The organism is Paenibacillus sp. FSL F4-0122 (assembly GCF_038002845.1).
GTDB classification, from domain to species: domain Bacteria; phylum Bacillota; class Bacilli; order Paenibacillales; family Paenibacillaceae; genus Paenibacillus_AQ; species Paenibacillus_AQ odorifer.
Genome location: NZ_JBBODI010000001.1, coordinates 5500260 through 5520260 on the forward strand (window position 1 = coordinate 5500260; position 20001 = coordinate 5520260).

At 42.3% G+C, this 20001-nt stretch carries 21 protein-coding genes; 17 read left to right on the forward strand and 4 right to left on the reverse strand.

Annotated features, from left to right (window positions below):
• Positions 1 to 234 precede the first annotated feature (234 nt).
• The 11 genes from MHH49_RS23970 (at position 235) to MHH49_RS24020 (ending at position 10826) form a co-directional block, all read left to right on the forward strand.
• Positions 235 to 1209 (forward strand): AAA family ATPase, encoded by a 975-nt coding sequence (locus MHH49_RS23970; RefSeq protein WP_076098759.1) that lies wholly within the window; start codon positions 235 to 237, stop codon positions 1207 to 1209.
• 254 nt (positions 1210 to 1463) lie between these two features.
• Positions 1464 to 2753: a GTPase HflX gene (hflX, locus tag MHH49_RS23975; protein WP_326047267.1), complete on the forward strand. Its 1290-nt coding sequence runs from the start codon at positions 1464 to 1466 to the stop codon at positions 2751 to 2753.
• Positions 2754 to 2886: 133 nt separating this feature from the next.
• The gene (locus tag MHH49_RS23980) at positions 2887 to 4161 is read left to right on the forward strand and encodes a methionine gamma-lyase family protein (RefSeq protein ID WP_036687732.1); all 1275 of its coding nucleotides are present in this window, start codon (positions 2887 to 2889) and stop codon (positions 4159 to 4161) included.
• A 62-nt stretch (positions 4162 to 4223) separates the two neighbouring features.
• Complete coding sequence (locus MHH49_RS23985; RefSeq protein ID WP_019910684.1) at positions 4224 to 4634, forward strand: MerR family transcriptional regulator; 411 nt, start codon at positions 4224 to 4226, stop codon at positions 4632 to 4634.
• 33 nt (positions 4635 to 4667) lie between these two features.
• Positions 4668 to 5996 (forward strand): type I glutamate--ammonia ligase, encoded by a 1329-nt coding sequence (gene glnA, locus MHH49_RS23990; RefSeq protein WP_036687730.1) that lies wholly within the window; start codon positions 4668 to 4670, stop codon positions 5994 to 5996.
• Between the two features lie 910 nt (positions 5997 to 6906).
• Positions 6907 to 7596: a hypothetical protein gene (locus MHH49_RS23995; protein WP_341138548.1), complete on the forward strand. Its 690-nt coding sequence runs from the start codon at positions 6907 to 6909 to the stop codon at positions 7594 to 7596.
• Positions 7597 to 7949: 353 nt separating this feature from the next.
• Positions 7950 to 8267, forward strand: a complete 318-nt coding sequence (locus MHH49_RS24000; RefSeq protein WP_038573118.1) for a transposase — start codon at positions 7950 to 7952, stop codon at positions 8265 to 8267.
• Between the two features lie 11 nt (positions 8268 to 8278).
• Entirely contained in the window at positions 8279 to 9142 is an 864-nt protein-coding gene (locus tag MHH49_RS24005; RefSeq protein WP_244886534.1) for an IS3 family transposase, read from the forward strand.
• Between the two features lie 170 nt (positions 9143 to 9312).
• The gene (locus tag MHH49_RS24010) at positions 9313 to 9516 is read left to right on the forward strand and encodes a DUF5316 domain-containing protein (protein WP_036687728.1); all 204 of its coding nucleotides are present in this window, start codon (positions 9313 to 9315) and stop codon (positions 9514 to 9516) included.
• Between the two features lie 35 nt (positions 9517 to 9551).
• A complete protein-coding gene (locus tag MHH49_RS24015) occupies positions 9552 to 10043 on the forward strand; it encodes a cupin domain-containing protein (RefSeq protein WP_051491529.1) in 492 nt (163 codons plus the stop codon).
• Positions 10044 to 10826, forward strand: a complete 783-nt coding sequence (locus MHH49_RS24020) for an MBL fold metallo-hydrolase (RefSeq protein WP_076098762.1) — start codon at positions 10044 to 10046, stop codon at positions 10824 to 10826.
• A gap of 49 nt (positions 10827 to 10875) precedes the next feature.
• Here MHH49_RS24020 and MHH49_RS24025 read toward each other — a convergent pair whose 3' ends face one another.
• The 4 genes from MHH49_RS24025 to lexA all read right to left on the reverse strand — a co-directional run bounded on the left by MHH49_RS24025 (position 10876) and on the right by lexA (position 13349).
• On the reverse strand, positions 10876 to 11454 hold the full coding sequence (locus tag MHH49_RS24025; protein WP_076273285.1) for a hypothetical protein: 579 nt from the start codon (positions 11452 to 11454) through the stop codon (positions 10876 to 10878).
• 219 nt (positions 11455 to 11673) lie between these two features.
• Positions 11674 to 12054 carry a hypothetical protein gene (locus MHH49_RS24030; RefSeq protein WP_038571576.1) on the reverse strand — a complete coding sequence of 127 codons (381 nt, stop codon included), beginning with the start codon at positions 12052 to 12054 and terminating at the stop codon, positions 11674 to 11676.
• 152 nt (positions 12055 to 12206) lie between these two features.
• On the reverse strand, positions 12207 to 12545 hold the full coding sequence (locus MHH49_RS24035; protein ID WP_036687722.1) for a L,D-transpeptidase: 339 nt from the start codon (positions 12543 to 12545) through the stop codon (positions 12207 to 12209).
• Between the two features lie 177 nt (positions 12546 to 12722).
• Complete coding sequence (gene lexA / locus MHH49_RS24040; RefSeq protein ID WP_036687720.1) at positions 12723 to 13349, reverse strand: transcriptional repressor LexA; 627 nt, start codon at positions 13347 to 13349, stop codon at positions 12723 to 12725.
• Between the two features lie 251 nt (positions 13350 to 13600).
• On the opposite strand from lexA, the gene MHH49_RS24045 reads away from it, so the two are divergent.
• The 6 genes from MHH49_RS24045 (at position 13601) to metH (ending at position 19969) form a co-directional block, all read left to right on the forward strand.
• Positions 13601 to 14014: a LysM peptidoglycan-binding domain-containing protein gene (locus tag MHH49_RS24045; protein WP_341138549.1), complete on the forward strand. Its 414-nt coding sequence runs from the start codon at positions 13601 to 13603 to the stop codon at positions 14012 to 14014.
• A 109-nt stretch (positions 14015 to 14123) separates the two neighbouring features.
• Positions 14124 to 14327 carry a DUF896 domain-containing protein gene (locus MHH49_RS24050; protein WP_076141987.1) on the forward strand — a complete coding sequence of 68 codons (204 nt, stop codon included), beginning with the start codon at positions 14124 to 14126 and terminating at the stop codon, positions 14325 to 14327.
• Positions 14328 to 14382: 55 nt separating this feature from the next.
• Positions 14383 to 14904 (forward strand): hypothetical protein, encoded by a 522-nt coding sequence (locus MHH49_RS24055; RefSeq protein ID WP_036687716.1) that lies wholly within the window; start codon positions 14383 to 14385, stop codon positions 14902 to 14904.
• A gap of 34 nt (positions 14905 to 14938) precedes the next feature.
• The gene (locus MHH49_RS24060; protein WP_076141988.1) at positions 14939 to 15724 is read left to right on the forward strand and encodes an HAD family hydrolase; all 786 of its coding nucleotides are present in this window, start codon (positions 14939 to 14941) and stop codon (positions 15722 to 15724) included.
• Positions 15725 to 15986: 262 nt separating this feature from the next.
• Complete coding sequence (locus MHH49_RS24065; RefSeq protein WP_038571571.1) at positions 15987 to 16412, forward strand: FixH family protein; 426 nt, start codon at positions 15987 to 15989, stop codon at positions 16410 to 16412.
• Positions 16413 to 16591: 179 nt separating this feature from the next.
• Complete coding sequence (gene metH, locus MHH49_RS24070; protein ID WP_445667572.1) at positions 16592 to 19969, forward strand: methionine synthase; 3378 nt, start codon at positions 16592 to 16594, stop codon at positions 19967 to 19969.
• The last annotated feature ends 32 nt before the right edge of the window (positions 19970 to 20001 follow it).

Below are 20001 nucleotides of genomic sequence, written 5' to 3' on the forward strand. Positions count from 1 at the left end.
AAACTCTAACTGGGGGCTATTTGTTATTTGTATATCAAAAATAATGGGAGTGTAAAATGATAAAAAAATAAGCGTTTGCTTATGGCTTTTATGTATTTCGGTCATTCTATCCTCGTGTACCATCGTAGAAGATGCGAGAGATAGCAGGGAATCCAATGTCGAAACCCCATTCTTTAAAACAAGTGCATGATGTCATTCAGTTATTGCATATAATGCTCTAACGAGGTGATTACAATGGGTGAAGAAAATTTAAGAAAGATAACCATTAATGATTCCAGAATGAATATAACTTTCAAAAATCAAGACCCAACAAATATTACGAATGAAACATTGGAGAGCGCGCTGGCTCAAAATAATCATTTAGAATCTACAAAAGAAATCCTGCAAGAGCTTCATGAGCTTATCGGTCTTGAAAAGGTGAAGGATCTTATATATGAAATTCATGCGCTTATCCAAGTGGAAAAAATGAGACAAGAACTGGGGTTAAATGTAGTTAATCAGGTTTATCATATGTTGTTTAAAGGCAACCCCGGGACTGGAAAAACAACTGTAGCAAGGATCGTTGCCAAGCTGTTAAAGAATATGGGCATATTAAGTAAAGGTCAATTAATCGAAGTAGAGAGAGCGGATTTAGTGGGGGAATACATAGGGCATACAGCTCAAAAGACCAGAGACCTTGTTAAGAAAGCTATGGGTGGCGTATTATTCATTGACGAGGCTTATAGCTTGGCTAGAGGCGGAGATAAGGATTTTGGGAAAGAGGCAATCGACTGTCTTGTAAAGGTTATGGAGGACAGGAATGATGATCTCATCATTATCTTAGCGGGTTATCCAAATGAAATGGAGATGTTCATGGAGGCTAATACCGGGCTTCCCTCACGTTTTCCAATTCAACTTGATTTTCAGGACTATACAACAGATGAACTGATATTGATTGCACATAAAATGGCAGCTGAAAGAGACTATATAATTACTCCGGAAACAAACGGGAAACTAAAAGAGTTAATCCTTAATGAGAAAATTATTGAAGAAAATTTTAGTAATGCGCGGTATGTACGCAATATCCTCGAGCAGGCAATTCGCCATCAAGCGGTTAGATTAATAAGCAGACATGTCAAAATATCCAAGCAATCTTTGATGGAGATCTTACCGAGAGACCTTGTTCTTCCGGTCGATGATTATTCAAAAGGGGAGAGTATAATCTCTTAAATAAATTGACACCGGCTAAGTTTATACGTGCTTAGTCGGTTTATCTTTTATAAAAGATTGAAGATTATCATAATGAAAATGCTGACAGCATGGGGAGCCGTTCCATTATCAGCCTATATTACCAATGAAACTTATGATAAAATGTTTTGAAGTGCTGTGAATGAACAGTTTCATCTGTATAACATCAGCAAGAAGTGAAAAACTGATTAAATGGTACACAAAGATTCTATTACCGTCATAAGGAGCATGAATAAATGGCAATAACTACGCATGATACAGAAACGGATATTCAAGATCGGGCGATATTGGTCACTCTCGTCACAGATAAAATTAAACGTACCGGTATTGACCCAGAGCTTTCTCTGCAGGAATTAGTACAGTTAGCAGAAACAGCAGGTGTTGAAGTCCTGGATGTGTTGCGTCAGAATAAGGAAACACCGGATTCAAAATGGTTTATCGGGAAAGGTAAGGTAGAAGAGCTCCGCATGGCCGCTGATGGTCTTGGAGCTAATACGGCTATTTTTGATCAGGAATTATCTGGAGCGCAGGTACGGAACCTTGAAGAGTCTTTGGATCTGAAGATTATTGATCGGACGCAGCTCATTTTGGATATTTTTGCTGGGCGGGCCAAAACGAGAGAGGGTATTATTCAAGTAGAGCTGGCACAGCTGTCCTATCTTTTGCCGCGGTTATCCGGTCAAGGCAAAAACTTATCCAGATTAGGCGGGGGGATAGGAACCAGAGGTCCAGGTGAAAGTAAGCTTGAGACCGATCGCCGGCATATTCGCAATCGGATTACGGAGTTGAAACGCCAGTTGGATGAGGTAGTTAAGACCCGTGAGTTGCACCGTGAACGCCGTCGTAAGGCAGGGGCAGTGCAGGTTGCGCTAGTCGGCTACACAAATGCTGGTAAATCGACGCTGCTTAAGCAGCTTACGGATGCGGATGTTTATATTGAAAATCAATTGTTTGCTACGCTTGACCCTACTTCACGTGTGCTTCAGCTAACGGGTGGCAAAGAGGTAGTGCTTACGGATACTGTAGGCTTCATTCAGAATCTTCCGCATGATCTTGTGGCATCTTTCCGCGCAACGCTGGAGGAAGTCAATGAGGCCAATCTGGTGTTGCATGTAGTGGATGCCTCATCTCCAATGCGTGAGGAGCAGATGGAGATTGTGCAAACTATTTTGCAGGACTTAGGGGCAGCCAGCAAACCGCAAATAGTGCTTTTTAATAAAATCGATCTATGTGAGCCTGAGCAACTGGAAATGCTGCCAACCGGCACAGGGTTTTTGAAGATCAGTGCGTTTAACCCTGAGGATTTAACCCGGATTATCGAAATTATCTCTGATGAATTGGCCGGAGATATGCTGAATTTTCGAATTCCTGGAGACCGTGGCGATATTTCTTCCCTGCTTTACAGAGTAGGTGAGGTTCTGGAAACCACCTATGACGAGAACGATGTTATCTATAACGTCCGTCTTAATAAAGAGGATTATGATAAATGGGGTTACATGCTTGCTGATTTTGTGGACCAACCGTAATCTTCTTTGTTCCCCTAAAGTGGAAATGCTTGTAGTATAGGTATAAAATAATAGCTAATGACAAAAAGCGTCAGGCAACTGTCGCTTTCTGTCATTATGATGGCAAGTAAATGTAAGGAGCGAATAAGAACTAATGGCAGTTTTTGCAGAAGATATTTTAGGAGCGGCAGAGTCCGCAGAAGTTGAAATCGAAGGTGCAGTCAAAGCTCTTGATCGAATTGTCGATAAGAATCAATGGAAGGTTATAGAAGCGTTTCAACGTCATCAGGTCAGTGATTATCATTTTGCGGGTTCAACGGGGTATGCTTACAACGACCGTGGACGCGAAGTGCTGGATCTTGTCTATGCTGACGTTTTTGGTGCGGAATCAGCTTTGGTGCGCCCGCATTTTGCTTCAGGAACACATACCATTTCAACAGCCCTCTTTGGTGTGCTGCGACCAGGAGACGAGCTTTTATACATCACAGGTCGTCCATACGATACCTTACACAAGGTGATTGGCCAAGCAGGAGATGGGACAGGCTCACTCGCAGACTTCGGAATTACATATCGGGAGGTTGCCCTTACCGCAGAGGGTAAGATTGATTGGGAAGAGGTAACTCTCTCTATCAATGAGAAGACTAAAGTAATTGGAATTCAAAGATCGCGTGGTTATGATTGGCGTGCTTCCTTCACAGTAGCCGAAATAGGTGACATGACAGCGAGAGTGAAGTCATTGAAACCGGATGTTATTGTGTTCGTTGATAATTGCTATGGTGAGTTTACTGAAGAGCTTGAGCCTCCACAGGTTGGAGTGGATCTAGTAGCGGGTTCATTAATTAAAAATCCTGGTGGTGGAATTGCTGAGACGGGTGGATACATCTGTGGGCGCAGAGATCTAGTAGAGCTTACAGCGTACCGTCTTACAGCTCCTGGTATCGGCGGCGAAGTAGGTGCAATGTTAGGAACTACCCGCGGGTTATACCAAGGACTGTTCATGGCTCCGCATACAGTTGGACAAGCCCTTAAAGGCAGTATTTTTGCGGCAGCTGTATTTCAGCGCTGCGGGTTTGAGACGAAACCAGCGTGGAATGAACCTCGTACAGATTTGATTCAGGCGGTTTCCTTTGATGGACCGGATCACTTAATTGCCTTCGTGCAGGGAATTCAACGTGCTGCGGCGGTAGACAGCCATGTAGTTCCAGAACCATGGGATATGCCGGGATATGAACATCCTGTCATCATGGCGGCAGGTACGTTTATACAAGGTGGTAGCTTAGAGTTATCGGCAGATGCGCCTATCCGTGCGCCTTATATCGGCTATATGCAAGGGGGATTAACCTACTCCCATGTCAAATATGGCGTTTTGATGGCACTCCAAAGTATGCGTGATCGAAAATTACTGTCAGAAAATCTTACACACCATTGACACGCTGTATTAGGAAATGTACAATGAGATCAGAAAAAGATCATTGGAAGGTTGGATGAGTCATGGGTGATGAAATCCGCAGAAATATGGCATTATTTCCTATTGGAATTGTAATGAAGTTAACTGATTTATCTGCAAGACAAATTCGTTATTATGAACAGCACAGTCTAATCGTACCTGCACGTACATCTGGGAATCAACGTTTGTTCTCTTTTAATGATGTTGAGCGCCTATTAGAAATTAAGGCCTTGATTGAAAAGGGTGTTAACATTGCTGGCATCAAGCAAGTAATGAACCCAGTCTCTAAGGAATCCGAAGAAGCTACTGTGATTACCCCTGACACAGAGGTTAGACGTAGAGAGCTATCAGATTCGCAGCTTCACCGTTTGCTGAAGCAAGAACTAGTTTCCGGTAAAAGACCGGGACAGGTATCGCTTATTCAAGGTGAGTTATCCCGGTTTTTTAATAAATAATAATATACAGAGTTTTGAAAGGGAGAGGATCACGTGAGCTTTTCTAAAGAGGATATTTTACGCATTGCCAAGGAAGAGAATGTTCGTTTCATTCGTCTGCAATTTACAGATCTGTTAGGTACTATCAAGAATGTAGAGATTCCGGTTAGCCAATTGGAAAAAGCACTCGACAACAAAATGATGTTTGATGGTTCCTCCATTGAAGGTTATGTACGGATTGAAGAATCCGATATGTATCTCTTCCCAGATCTTGATACTTGGGTAATCTTCCCTTGGGTGACTGATAGCCGTGTTGCACGTCTGATTTGTGACGTGTATATGCCTGATGGTACTCCATTTGCTGGAGACCCACGTGGTATCCTGAAGCGTTGTCTGAAGGAAGCCGAAGAAATGGGCTTTACAGCGATGAATGTTGGACCTGAACCTGAATTCTTCTTGTTCAAAACAGACGAAAGAGGTAACCCAACTACAGAATTGAACGACCAAGGTGGTTATTTCGACTTAGCTCCTACGGACTTAGGAGAAAACTGCCGTCGTGAAATCGTATTGACCCTTGAAGAAATGGGCTTTGAAATCGAAGCATCCCACCATGAAGTGGCTTCCGGCCAGCATGAAATTGATTTCAAATATGCTGACGCGATCACTTCTGCTGACCAAATTCAAACCTTTAAGCTCGTTGTGAAGACGGTTGCCCGTCAACACGGCTTGCATGCAACTTTTATGCCTAAACCTTTGTTTGGTATTAACGGATCGGGTATGCACGCTCACCAATCCTTGTTTAATGGCAAAGAAAACATGTTCTACGATGAAAGTGACAAGCTAGGTCTGAGCAAAACTGCACGTTATTATATGGCTGGTATTTTGAAGCACGCTCGTGCTTTTGCAGCGATTACTAACCCAACAGTGAACTCTTACAAACGCCTTGTTCCTGGTTATGAAGCACCTTGTTACGTAGCTTGGTCTGCAAGTAACCGTAGCCCGATGATTCGTATCCCGGCTTCGAGAGGGCTTAGCACACGTGTTGAAGTTCGTAATCCGGACCCGGCAGCTAACCCATACCTCGCACTTGCTGTTATGTTGAAAGCAGGGCTAGACGGAATTAAGCGTAAGCTTGATCTTCCAGCCCCAATTGACCGTAACATCTATGTGATGTCTGAGGAAGAGCGTATTGAAGAAGGCATCCCGAGCTTGCCATCCGATTTGAAAGAAGCGCTAAGCGAAATGATCCGCAGCCATGTAATTACCGAAGCTCTCGGCGAACATGCGCTGGCTCACTTCTACGAGCTGAAAGAAATCGAATGGGATATCTATCGTACTCAGGTTCACGAGTGGGAAAGAAACCAATACATGACTTTGTACTAGAACCTTTAAACCCTTGACACCTTTGGTGTTGAGGGTTTTTTTGTTTGGGCAAAATAGTGGTTTTGTAACCATCAATGATATGTCTACGAAAAATGCCCGCGAAATGCCCACTAATAGCTGAGGTTAAGGTTATTCGAGGATGTTTTACAGGTGAATATCAAAATTGGCATATTGTTGATTAACAATTTTAACGTGTAAGAAGTTGTTCATTTATCATAAATAATGGGATATGATTTGATATAGAAGAATTAAATGCAGAGACGGAGGAGTGAATTTGGATATAGTTTGGTCAAACTTAATATTAACTTTGATAATTTTCGGGATATTAGTGGTTTTGATTTTTAAAGGTATAAGTTTATTAGTAAGAAGTTATAAATCAAAAAAATAACTCTTCAGACGAGTCTGCATAGTCATGACAGATATTGGTTATATTCCCGCATCACTCTGACTTTAAAAGGATTTATCAAAGAGTGTTGACACAAATCTGAGTTACAGATCATTAAGGATGGCGATTTACAGAACCACCCCGCGGTTGGCTGTGAGTCGCTATTTTATTATTTTTGTATATTCTAAAAGTGTTAAAGTAAAAGTGATTGTAAATTTTTTTCACTTTAATTGATTTATCGTCCACCTTGCTCTTGCTCAGTCCAATTAACCTTATAAAACCGAGAAGAACTAAGATCTCATGGGTCACTTTATGGAATCTGGTGGCATTAATTAAGATAGTAGGTGCCCGAATCGTCCGGGAACAATTTGAATTTCGAGCACAACTCCATAGCTGTCAATAAGAGTGAGTCGATTGAATGAAATTTTTCAATCCGTAGCAATAAAAATGAAGAAAAGATTTGAAGAATAAGAGGATACGTTAGTCATGTGGGTAATAACTATTATAGTAATAAGGAGGTGCGTAATGAAAAAAATATTATTAACTACAGTTACTAGTATTCTTCTGTCTGCCTCAATTCTCGGTGCATGTAGTAACAATAAAACAACAGACGAGGCAAAACCTACAGCGTCAAGTGCAGCGACAATGCCAGTTGTTGAAGCTACAAGCACTCCTGAACCTTCTGCTACTCCTTCTATGGAGGCGCAGGAGTCCGCCAGTCCGGAGGCCACTTATCCTCTAGCATCCGATCGACCAAAGACCAAAGCATTTGGTGAACAGGAGGGAGGGGTCTCAGGGCAAGAAGGTACACTTGGGCAAGGTGATGGATATTCCCTGTATGTTTTTCAGGGTTTCACACTAGACTCACAGTCTGGTCGTTTATCATTAACTGAGGATCCAACCTATTATGCCGAAATTGAACACTTGCCTGCCGGTTACGATCTCACAGCTTTGAAGCAACAGGGACAAACCGAGCTTTCTGCAATTGGTAAAGCAAACGACCATAGCGGGGAACTAATTGAACATCCTCTAGGTTTTGCAGAATTATATCTGCAGGCTACCAGTGATAAGGGGATAGAAGATTATATGGTCTGGAAAAATCAGGCGGGGGAAGCTTTTCTTTTTCGGATACACAATCCTAAGGGTGATTCGTCGAATAACTTTGCACCTTGGGTGATGGTTTCACTGGCAACACTTGAACTTGAAATGAATTAAGTGTAAACAGAACCGAAGGGGGTGTATGGAGTAGAAGAAGTGTGCCATAACCATAATCAAAAAATGGTTGTTGGCACACTTCTTCTTCTTTTTGGTACCTTACTTCATTTGAACGCCAATTTCCATTTGCTGAGGTTGCAAATTTCGCGTATGAGCCCGGTATAGGACCCAGCAGACCTTATATGAAGCTTTATCCCACATTTTGGATACTAAAGGACCCCATAGTCGCTATTGGCATTAAAAACACTCAATATGAGCCTCATTCTTAGGAATAACGTCACTGGTGAAGCTAGAATAAAAAGTGGACAGTAGTTAACAGACTGGCGATAATGAGTCCACGGAGGTGTGTTCACATGGGAGAACATCGACAACGGTACAACGAAGAATTTAAAAAACAGACAGTGCAGTTCATTCAAGAGCAAACAAAGACAGTGGGCGACTTGGCGGAAGAGCTCAACATCCCAAAAAGTACCCTGCATCAATGGATGAGCCAGTATCGAGAACTAAAAAATGAACCGGCAGCTAGCTTGGATCGAGTACGGGAACTCGAGGCACAGTTGAAAGAAATGAAACGTCAACTTCAAGAAAAAGATAACAAGATTGCCGATGTGGAAGAGGAATTAGCGATCGTAAAAAAAGCAGTGCACATCTTCAGCAAACCAAGGAACTGAGATTCCAGTTTATTGAAAAACATCGCTCCGAGTTTCTCTTGGAGAAGATGTGCATGACCCTACATGTGTCACGGAGCGGGTACTACAAGTGGCGGACAGAAAAAACCAGTACGCATATGCTTCGTAAGGCTGCGATAATGAAGCGAATTCAGTATCATTTTGCAGACCATCAAAAGCGGTATGGGAGTCCGAAGATCACCCGCCTGTTGCATCAAGAAGGTTATACCGTTACCGAACGCACGGTGAGTGTGTACATGCGACATATGAAGCTTCGCTCCATTGTCTCCAAAACGTATCGCGTACAGACCACCGACTCCAATCATGACCATCCGATTGCCCCGAATACGCTGAACCAGCAATTTAAAATACTCAAACCCAATTCAGTATGGGTTACCGACATTACGTACATTCCTTGCCGGGGAGGGCGCTTGTACCTGGCTAGTGTGATGGACCTTTGCACGCGTGAAATCGTGGGGTGGCGCTTGGAGGACCATATGGAAACTAGCTTAATTTCGGGCGCCTTACAAGATGCTTACGAAGCTAAACAACCGGAAAAGGGTCTATTACATCACTCCGATAGAGGTTCTCAATATACTTCTCATGAATATACGAAGCAGTTGAAAGCGTATGGCATGGAGTCCAGCATGAGCCGCAGAGGTAACTGTTATGATAACGCCTGTATCGAGTCGTGGCACAGCATTTTGAAAAAGGAGCTCATTTATTGTAATCCACGATTCAAAACTAAGGAGCAAGCCTACCAGACACTTTTTCAATATATTGAGTTTTATTATAACCGCAAGCGAATGCATGGCGCGCTGGGGTATCTTTCTCCAGTTCGTTTTGCTGAGCAATTGACTAGAATGTCTGTTGCGTAACTGTCCACTTTCTTGACAGAGGTCCATGGAGTCCGAAACCATGCTCCAAAGCCTGAAAATAAGCAAATAGCGTCATATGGGTCCGAAAGTCATGGCGTGTAGTAAAGGGATTTAATGTTAAAATATCTTATATATAGATAACTAATTCTTACCTGCAAAGGAGTAAGTTCATGCAAATTTTTATTTACATAGGCTTGGGCTTTTTTATAATTTCAGGTATATGTGTTGGAGCCTTCACGACAGGTACACAACAAAGAGGTAACTTTTATTCGGAATCTAAGCAAGACCGTAAAGCTAAAAACAAAGTAGCGAATGGGTCTGCTTTAGGTGGTCTTATTTCATTAGCTATAGCTGGGATTCTTTATTTGTTGTAATTGAACGCAAAATATAAGGAGGAGGAATGTTGCAGATGGTGAAGATTTTTAATGAAAATACGGTCTCATTTACTCAAAAACAGTCCCCGATCCCAGAGTTTGCTTGGCATACGAGTGAAAGATTAGCTGAAATGGTGGGCTCCAAGCATTTAGTTTTTGATATCAGATCTTTAGATCCTGATAAATATTCTTATCCTTATCATTTTCATAGAAATGCTGAAGAGATATTTGTGATTTTAGCGGGAAAAGCGATGTTAAGAACACCCGAGGGTTTTACGGAGGTTACGGAAGGGGATGTAATATTTTTTGAAATGGGACCGGAAGGGGCGCACCAGCTTTATAATCATACGGATGCACCATGCAGGTATCTGGATCTCCGAACGAATCAGGGAATAGATGTTTGCGAATATCCAGACTCTGGAAAAATCAACATTTTGCCTTATCAAGAAATCTATCAAGCGGATGAACAGGCGGATTATTATAAGGGTGAAGAGCATGTAAGGGAAAAATGGAATGGGGGAGCGTAATTGATTAAAGATCGTTGGTTTACAGTAACGGAAATTGATCCGACCACCTATGCAATCAGTGAATATGGACATTGGGAAAAGGTGCATTCTTTTTTACTCTTGGGGCAAAAACAAGCCGCGTTAATTGATACGGGATTAGGTATTGATAATATAAAAAGAATAACGGATCAGTTAACGGATTTACCTATCGCTGTCATAACTACACATGTGCATGCAGATCATATTGGCAGTCACGGACAATTCGAGACAATCTATGTTCATAAAGAGGATGAGGATTGGCTGATTAACGGAATAAAAGGCTTGTCCCTTGCCCAGATTCGAAAGGATATGAGTCGAGACATCACCCTTCCTGTTCCTGAAACCTTTGATCCTAACACCTACATACCTTTTCAAGGGAAACCAACGGCTCTTTTACAAGAGGGGGATGTGCTCGACATAGGTGGGCGCGAAATAGAAATTTACCACACACCAGGTCATTCGCCAGGTCATATCAGCCTATTTGATCATGCCAACGGATATCTGTTTACAGGTGATTTATTGTATGACGTTACTCCAATCTATGCTTTTTACCCTTCGACTAGTCCGGTTGATTTAGTGGCATCCTTAGAGAAGATTACAGAAATTCCAGGGGTTACCCAAGTATATGGCTCTCATAATACGCTGGGTTTAGATCCATCTATTTTACAAGAGGTCAAAAAGGCAGTTCGTGAGTTACGTGAGCAAAAAGTAGTGGCACATGGTACGGGTATTCACCAGTTTGATGGGTTTAGTGTGCAATTTTAGGTTCTTTCTATTTCGAAATCAAATGAGAGGTATGGCGATAACAACTTAATTATTCAGATACGATTGACCTGAAGAGTGCATGCAATTGTTGTACTTGGGAGTAAGCTTCCTTGTACTGGTTGTCGGATTGTTGAATAGGCAATAAACCCGGCAAGAAGGAAATACAATACACAGGCGTTTCTTTGCTGTTCATATATATTTTAAGCGTGAGTTCTTCTATCACATTAGCTTCTTCATCAGCTTCCTTAAGGACGTTAATATCTGCACTAGTTGCAGTTGTTTTGCTGTTTTGTTGTCTTTTGGAGACTTTTGAAAGGGTAAGTGCGTTAACCACAATCTCGGATCCCATTACATTATCGAAAGAGTATAGCTTTGCTACTGCTTTTTTGTTGTTCTTCGGATTTCTGGTGCCTATTGCTAATTTTTTATTAGGTTCGTTAAGTGCGATCAAGTGAGATTGATTGGGGGGAATGAATGTTTTGGTGAAAATGATGTTAAAGGATGCAGCCGCATTAACTAGCATAGAAATATCAGATGAAGTGGATAGCGTTTTCAATTTTATAATGGCGGCACTTAGAATTAAAACAACTCCTAAAATAGCAAATAAGTACACTAAGATAATCAGCATATAATCACCTCCCAGTTATCTCATTAGACTCAAATTGTTGCTTATTGAAAGATATGCCTGAATGATCCCCACTAGTATCTTTTAAAAGGGAAATTCGTGGAATTATAGGATCGGCTTCGGAATTAGCCCAAAAAAAGCACCCGGAGAAACCTGCCGATTCTGCAAATGGCGCAAAATTGGGGGTTGCTGCAAGGGTGCTTTTTAAGGTAAGTATGTAACCTATAGAAAATTGAAGGCAGTGATATGATCGGTATAAACAATCAGCTGTTTGTATTCGATCGGAGTCCCATAACTAGCATAAGGTCTTACAGTAACGTCATTGAGGACAACAAAGTTATAGCTGAAATTTTTATCAGGGTGTTCTGCTCCCAAATAAGATATGTATTCGTCTACTATTACATCATCCATCAAAGATTTTAAATCAAATACATCCTCTTTGTTGGAGACGGCTGGAGAGACGATTCCCTGAATGCTGCCAAAAGAGGTGAGCAAATTCACTTTTTTTCCACTAGCTTGTTCATCATTTAAAAGTAAACCGGACAGCTTACCCAGTGCATCGACTTTAAAATCGACGAGGGTTCTAATTTTTGAGTTATTCAAAACTAAACACATCCTTTTCAATTTGCAATCCTGTTAACAATATTCGACATATAATCACCAAACTCCTAGTATGCTAATGAAAAAATACTTACTTATGTAATGACCCCCATTCTGTATATGGTGATTTGGGGGCTGTGACGTCCTCAGCGAATTCAATTCCTTATCGTTACTCGTGTTCCTATAGGGACGATAGCTGCGAGTGTTAACACATCCTCGTTGTACATCCGGATACAGCCGTGGGATACCTCTTTCCCAATGGAGGAAGGATCATTCGTTCCATGAATCCCGTAGTGTGGTTTAGACAGTCCCATCCAAAAGGCACCAAAGGGACCGCCTGGATTGGGTTGTTTGTTAATAATCGTGAATTCTCCCACTGGGGATTGGGTTAACATCTTACCAATGCCGACAGGGAAACCTCTAATCACAATATCATTGTCCAGAAGATATAACATTCGTTGGGTCAGATCTACAATAATTCGGTAATTTGGCATTATGCACAACACTCCTTTCTAATTAGGATATGAGCAGAACGCCTAAACGGTTATTCATAGAAAATGCCCATTTTAGCGAACGAGAACAAATGTTCGTTAGTGGTTGAGAAAGCAAAATACACAGAAAAAAGGCTGTTCCGCATTTGCGGAACAGCCTTTTATGGTAGGAGTGCATACTTAGTGGATATCTCGAAACAATCCGATGACTCTTCCGAGAATAGTTACGCGATTAAGGCGAAGAGGCTCATAAGCTGGATTCTCCGGCTGAAGCCGTATATGATCACGTTCCTTGTAAAAGGTCTTAACGGTTGCTTCATCTTCTTCAGTCATGGCTACAACGATATCTCCGTTGTCCGCTGTTTGTTGTTGGCGAACAATTACATAATCACCATTCATAATGCCAGCATCCACCATACTATCACCCATAACTGACAGCATAAATACTTTGTTGTCACCTACATAGTGAGTAGGAAGTGGGAAGTAGTCCTCGATATTCTCTGTAGCAGTGATAGGTACCCCGGCGGTAACTTTACCTACGACAGGAATCCGTGAGATGGTCTGGGCGAATTGGTGAACATTCTCTGAATCCTCTTGGCCTAGTAATTCTATTGCACGTGGCTTCGTTGGATCTCGACGAATAAGTCCCTTCTTCTCAAGCCGGTCCAAATGACCGTGAACTGTGGAGCTGGAAGCAAGGCCAACAGCTTCTCCAATTTCCCGGACGGAAGGTGGATAACCCTTGCTGCGGACTTCGCTTCGTATAAATTCCAGGATCGCCAGCTGGCGACTTGAAATCTTTGACATTGGAATCAACCCCATATAGTAATGTTTGGGAAAATTATAACATAGAACTACCGTTCGCACAAACATAAGTTCTAACTATTATAAATATTAATCTGCTAGAGTTAAAAAATGGTAGACAAATGATAATAAAATGTACCACTTGAGTCTCTCGAAAAAAAGAGAACAATTGTTCTGAAATAGTATTGAACAAAACACATGTTCGTGTTATTATGAATTCGAAAGTAAGAACAAGTGTTTGGAGGATGATAATTATGCTAAAATACAGTACATATCGCAGCATCTACGATAAGGCCCCAGTGGTTGAATCTTTAGGACATAATGACGTTGCCCGTAATTCCGCTAAGGTGAAAGAGATAACGGAACGTTTGCTAGGAGGGATGATTTCGTTGTTCCGTCAGGACTTCTTTATTAAGTTAATATTGATTATCGTGCTAGTATTTTCTGGCCTAACAGTAGTGGGAAGTGTATTTGCAGGATCGACGACTATAATGAAGGAAGAGAAGCGGATTGTGGTTGAACGTGGAGATACACTATGGAGTATTGCCCTTAAGAATAAACCGGCTGATATGAAGACAGTTGTTTATATAGAAGGAATTAAACGTTCAAGTGGGATTAAGAGTAGTCAAATTAACGCTGGAGACATACTTACTTTACCTATTTATTAATTTTCTGAGAACATAATAGAATGACCAGTAGAGCTTGCAGGGAGTAGACCTTGACAAGCTCTTTTTCTCATGGCAGAGTTAGAATTAATTTATAGGGGGAGGGAAAGTATTGAATATTGATGAGTTGGTCGCGCGAATTAACGAATTGGCACGCAAACAGAAGAGCGTAGGCCTTAATCAAGAGGAAGTGGCGGAACGCGCCAAGCTTCGTGAAATTTACCTGGGGAATATCCGCAATAACTTCCGAGCACAATTAAATACTATTGAAGTAGTAGATAACGATGAGCATGAACAAGGTAACAAGGGGCTTTAACATTAGCTCGCTGTTCCTTTTCATAGATATTTCAGGATGACTAGGGGGAACGCACATGGCCCGTTCTTGGGAAAGAATGGTTCAACGCAACACACAGCAAATCAACAAGCAAAGAAAGAAACAAGGCAAGGATACGATTTATGCCTCTAAATCTCCTACCCAGAATGCCGAAGTCTTTAAAGGTCGCAACATTGCATTTCCGGTAGTGTTAGTGATACTTGGCACTATGTTTTGGGTAGTTGGTTCTATTGATCAGGCCAAAGGAAACGGCATGCTGGCTAATTGGTTGGGAGTAGTACTGTACTATTTGCTGGCAGCGCTATTGTTCTTCCGTCGTCCGTACTTGAAGGTGGAAAAAGCAAGACTGTCTACTATTAAATTCAATCGCGAACGCGGGCTTCCAGCTGCAGATATTGAGAAAATCACCCTTTCGCGTGGAGCTGTAGTCATTAAGCACAAAGGGAAACGTACGAAATGGATTTTCACAAGACTTATGAATCGCTATGATACTAATGCGATGAGTACACGATTAGAAGCATTTGCTAAAGCTCACAACATTGAAGTAGTTCACGAATAGAACTAGACCAGTTAAAGGGAGAGGGAGACCTGTAATGCCAATTTCTGCTGTACTATTTGACCTTGATGATACATTGCTGTGGGATGATCGGAGCGTCGAAGAAGCATTTCGTTCTGCTTGTGAAGCCGCCGGGGATACGATTGATCCACAAGAACTAGAAGTTGCAGTTCGTAAGGAAGCAAGTAGCTTGTATGAATCTTATGAGACGTTCCCATTTACAAAGATGATCGGAATTAATCCATATGAAGCACTCTGGGCTAACTTTACGGCAGGTGAACAGCCAGAATTCCGTCAATTGGAGCAGCTTGCACCGGTTTATCGTAAAGAGTCTTGGCGTCGCGGACTTGCAACCTTAGGGGTGGAAGACGAAGCACTAGCTGAGACCTTGGCAACTAAATTCGCAGCAGAGCGCAGAAAACGTCCATACATCTATGAAGAAACAATGCATGTACTGGAGCAGTTACGGGGTCAAGTGAAGCTTTTGCTACTTACGAACGGTTGTCCTGCACTGCAACAAGAAAAACTAGATGGTGTGCCAGAGTTAATTCCTTTCTTTGATCATATTGTGATTTCCGGAAGCTTTGGTAAAGGCAAACCGGATAAGGAAATTTTCCTGCATGCTTTAGAGCTTCTTGATGTAACTCCTGAGCAAGCGGTTATGGTCGGCGATAAGCTTACAACGGATATCCGTGGGGGGCTGGCAGCAGGGTTGACCACGGTCTGGATTAATAGAAAAGGTAGAGCACCTAGTCTTGATATTCATCCGGATCATGAAATCAATCACCTTGAGGAGCTTCTTCCACTAGTTCAATCCTTGTAAGATATACAGAGCTATTAGCTCCAACATAAAGACTTTATAAAAGCAGCGAGTTTCTGAGATCCTAAGAAACTCGCTGCTTTTCTGTACATACATACTAACATAAGGATTTCATTAGATTTTTAAGTAAATGATTTAAGTCACAAGTCTAATGCGGAATTGATGCAAAATACTGAAAAACCAATAATAATGTGTATAATAGATGGAGATGTATAACATGAATTGGTAGATTTTTATTATTCGATAATGATTGGGAGGGCTCCAAATGATGAGATCGAAGAAATTAGTCGCTGTATTATTAGGTGCAACACTTCTAGTACTAGGTGGATGTTCTTCAAATGGAACCAAGCATTCAGAAATACATAACATGAATATGAACATGTCTATGGAACCTATCAAAGTCGAACTACAATGGAGTCCTGAAGAAGTTGTTGTAAATCAAAAGGTAACCTTTGAAGCTGTGGTGACCCAAGATAACGAGGCAGTAGATGATGCAAAAGAGGTTCTGTTCGAAATTGTGAATAAAAATGATGAGGGACAGAAAATAGAGCTTAAGGGAAAGCTAATAGGTAAAGGAGTCTATCAAGCAGAAGGGACCCTTGAAAAGGAAGGACAATATAATGTCACTTCACATGTGACAGCCCGGACACAGCACTCTATGCCTAGCAAAGAGCTGTCTGTGAAACCATGATTCAAAGGTTCACAACGGTTGCTGAGCAATAACAGATAAAGCAGAGTGGAAAGGAAGGCTTTTCGAAATTCCTTTATTCTGCTAAACTTACTCTAATGTTTTACTGGGGGGACTATTAGTTGGCTAAATATACACTTGAGGAAAGCTTACAACAAAGGATTTTGATCCTTGATGGCGCAATGGGCACAATGATCCAACAGGTGCCTCTTACTGGAGAAGATTTTGGTGGCGATGAGCTGGATGGCTGTAATGAAATGCTGGTATTAACACGTCCAGAAGTCATTCAGACGATTCATGAGCAGTATCTCGAAGCAGGGGCTGATCTCATTGAGACTAACACATTTGGTGCAACCTCTGTTGTACTAGCTGAATATGATATTCCTCAGCGCGCACGTGAGATCAATCTAGCGGCAGCAGAGTTGGCCCGCAGAGCAGTAGACAAATATGACACACCTGACCGTCCGCGATACGTCGTGGGGGCTATGGGTCCAACAACAAAAACGCTCTCAGTAACTGGAGGCGTTACTTTCCAAGAGCTAGTTGATAGCTATGAGGAACAAGCAGTGGCATTGATCGACGGTAAAGTAGATGTTTTGCTGCTGGAGACCTCTCAAGATACACTTAACGTTAAAGCTGGAAGTATTGGTATTCGTAATGCTTTTGAAAAGACTGGCATCACATTACCGGTTATGATTTCAGGAACAATTGAACCAATGGGTACTACACTGGCGGGTCAGAATATTGAAGCATTTTATATCTCATTAGAACATCTGAAGCCTATCTCTATGGGCCTCAACTGTGCGACTGGTCCAGAGTTCATGCGGGATCATATTCGTTCGCTTTCGGAGATCTCCTCGGCAGCCGTGAGCTGTTATCCAAACGCAGGATTGCCGGATGAGAATGGACATTATCATGAATCTCCAGATTCTTTAGCTCGCAAGATTGCAGCCTTTGCTGAAAAAGGCTGGCTGAATATTGCGGGGGGCTGCTGTGGAACGACACCAGAGCATATCCGTGCGATGAAGGAAGCACTTTCCGAATATCCTCCACGCCCGCTGGCAGGTAATCATCCACCTGCACTTTCAGGTATTGAGCCTATCTATATTGAGAACGACAACCGTCCTTACATGGTTGGTGAACGTACGAATGTACTTGGCTCTCGTAAATTCAAACGTCTTATCGTCGAAGGTAAATATGAGGAAGCCTCAGAAATTGCCCGAGCTCAGGTAAAGAGTGGGGCACAGGTTATTGACGTGTGTGTACAAGACCCTGACCGCGATGAGATTGAAGATATTAAGCTTTTCTTAGAACTGGTTGTGAAAAAGGTTAAAGTACCTCTGATGATCGATACTACCGATCCTAAGGTTATTGATTTAGCTTTGCAGTACTGCCAAGGTAAGGCGATAATTAACTCTATTAACCTTGAAGATGGTGAAGAAAAATTCGAGCTGGTGACGCCGATCATTCATAAATATGGTGCAGCTATTGTTGTGGGTACCATCGATGAGACGGGACAAGCAATTAAGGCGACAGATAAACTGGAAGTGGCTAAACGCTCCTATGACTTGCTAGTGAACAAGTATGGTTTAGCAGGAGAAGATCTTATTTTTGACACGCTGGTGTTCCCTGTAGGAACCGGAGATGAACAATATATCGGTTCAGCAAAAGAAACGATTGACGGCATTCGTTTGATCAAGGAAGCACTTCCAGGTGTTCATACGATCTTGGGCATCAGCAACGTCTCCTTTGGATTGCCGGAAGCGGGACGTGAAGTGTTGAACTCAGTATTCCTTTATGAATGTACAAAAGCTGGATTAGATTATGCGATCGTAAATACAGAGAAAGTGGAGCGGTATGCTTCCATTCCTGCCGAAGAACGTCATCTTGCTGAGGAACTGATTTATAATACGAATGATGAGACGCTTTCTGCTTTTGTAGCTGCTTTCCGTGGTAAAAAAGTAGAGAAAAAAGAGAAGATTTCCAACCTGTCACTTGAAGAACGTTTAGCCTCCTATGTGGTTGAAGGTACGAAGGAAGGACTCATTCCTGATCTAAATGAAGCATTGACTAAATCTGGTCCGCTGGAGATCATCAATGGACCGCTGATGGCAGGGATGTCGGAAGTCGGCCGGTTATTTAATAATAATGAATTGATTGTTGCTGAAGTGCTGCAAAGCGCTGAAGTGATGAAGGCTTCTGTGAATCACCTAGAGCAGTTTATGCAGAAGGATGAGACAGCGGTTAAAGGAAAAATTATGCTGGCGACCGTAAAAGGGGACGTACATGATATTGGTAAGAATCTAGTGGAGATCATCCTCTCCAACAATGGTTATCAGATCATTAATTTGGGTATAAAAGTACCACCAGAGACCATTATCGAAGCCTTCCGTCGAGAAAAAGCTGATGCGATAGGATTGTCCGGGCTGCTTGTAAAATCTGCTCAGCAGATGGTGCTCACCGCTCAGGATTTACGTACAGCTGGGATCGATGTTCCGATTATGGTTGGCGGCGCAGCTTTGACCCGTAAATTTACGAAGACCCGTATTCGTCCAGAATATGACGGCCTAGTATTGTATGCTAAGGACGCTATGGACGGGCTGGATATTGCCAATCGGCTTATGAACCCTGAAGAACGGAAGAAGATTGCCGAGGAAATTCGTGTGGAGGCAGAAGCAGCGGTTGCGGTTGCGCCTAAGCAAGAACTGCCGAAACTAACCAGAGCAGTGCGTTCCAAAATATCTCCAGATGCACCTGTTTTTGTTCCACCGGATTTAGAACGCCACGTACTGCGTAACTATCCATTGGGGCATATTATCCCCTATGTGAATATGCAAATGCTGCTGGGTCATCATTTGGGGTTACGGGGTTCTGTAGAAGCCCAATTAGCTGCTGGAGATCAGCGGACTGTTGAACTGAAGGGTACCGTAGACGATATTCTCCATCAAGCGATGCTAGAGGGTACCATTACTCCACATGCTATGTATCAATTCTTCCCTGCACAATCGCAAGGGAATGATATTATAGTGTATAATCCACAGAATACGTCCGAGATCCTGCATACCTTTACTTTCCCAAGACAAGGGGTAGAGCCTCATCTGTGCTTGGCGGACTTCTTGAAACCTGTTGACAGTGGTATTATGGACTATGTTGGATTCCTAGTTGTAACAGCAGGTCACGGTGTACGTGAATTGTCTACTCAGCTGAAAGAAAGCGGAGATTATCTGCGTTCACACGCCTTGCAGTCGGTTGCACTTGAAGTGGCAGAAGGACTGGCAGAACGTGTCCATCATATGATGCGCGATACTTGGGGTTTCCCAGATCCGGCGGATATGACGATGAAGCAAAGACATGGGGCAAGATACCAAGGGATCCGTGTTTCATTTGGTTATCCTGCATGCCCGGATTTAGAAGATCAAGGTCCACTGTTTAAGTTGTTATCTCCGGAGGATATCGGTGTTCACCTTACAGAAGGCTTTATGATGGAGCCCGAAGCTTCCGTTTCGGCTATGGTATTTGCCCATCCAGAAGCGCAGTATTTTAATGTAGAGAAGCTGTAATTCTTTCATTTATATACCTGGTCTGTAGGGGA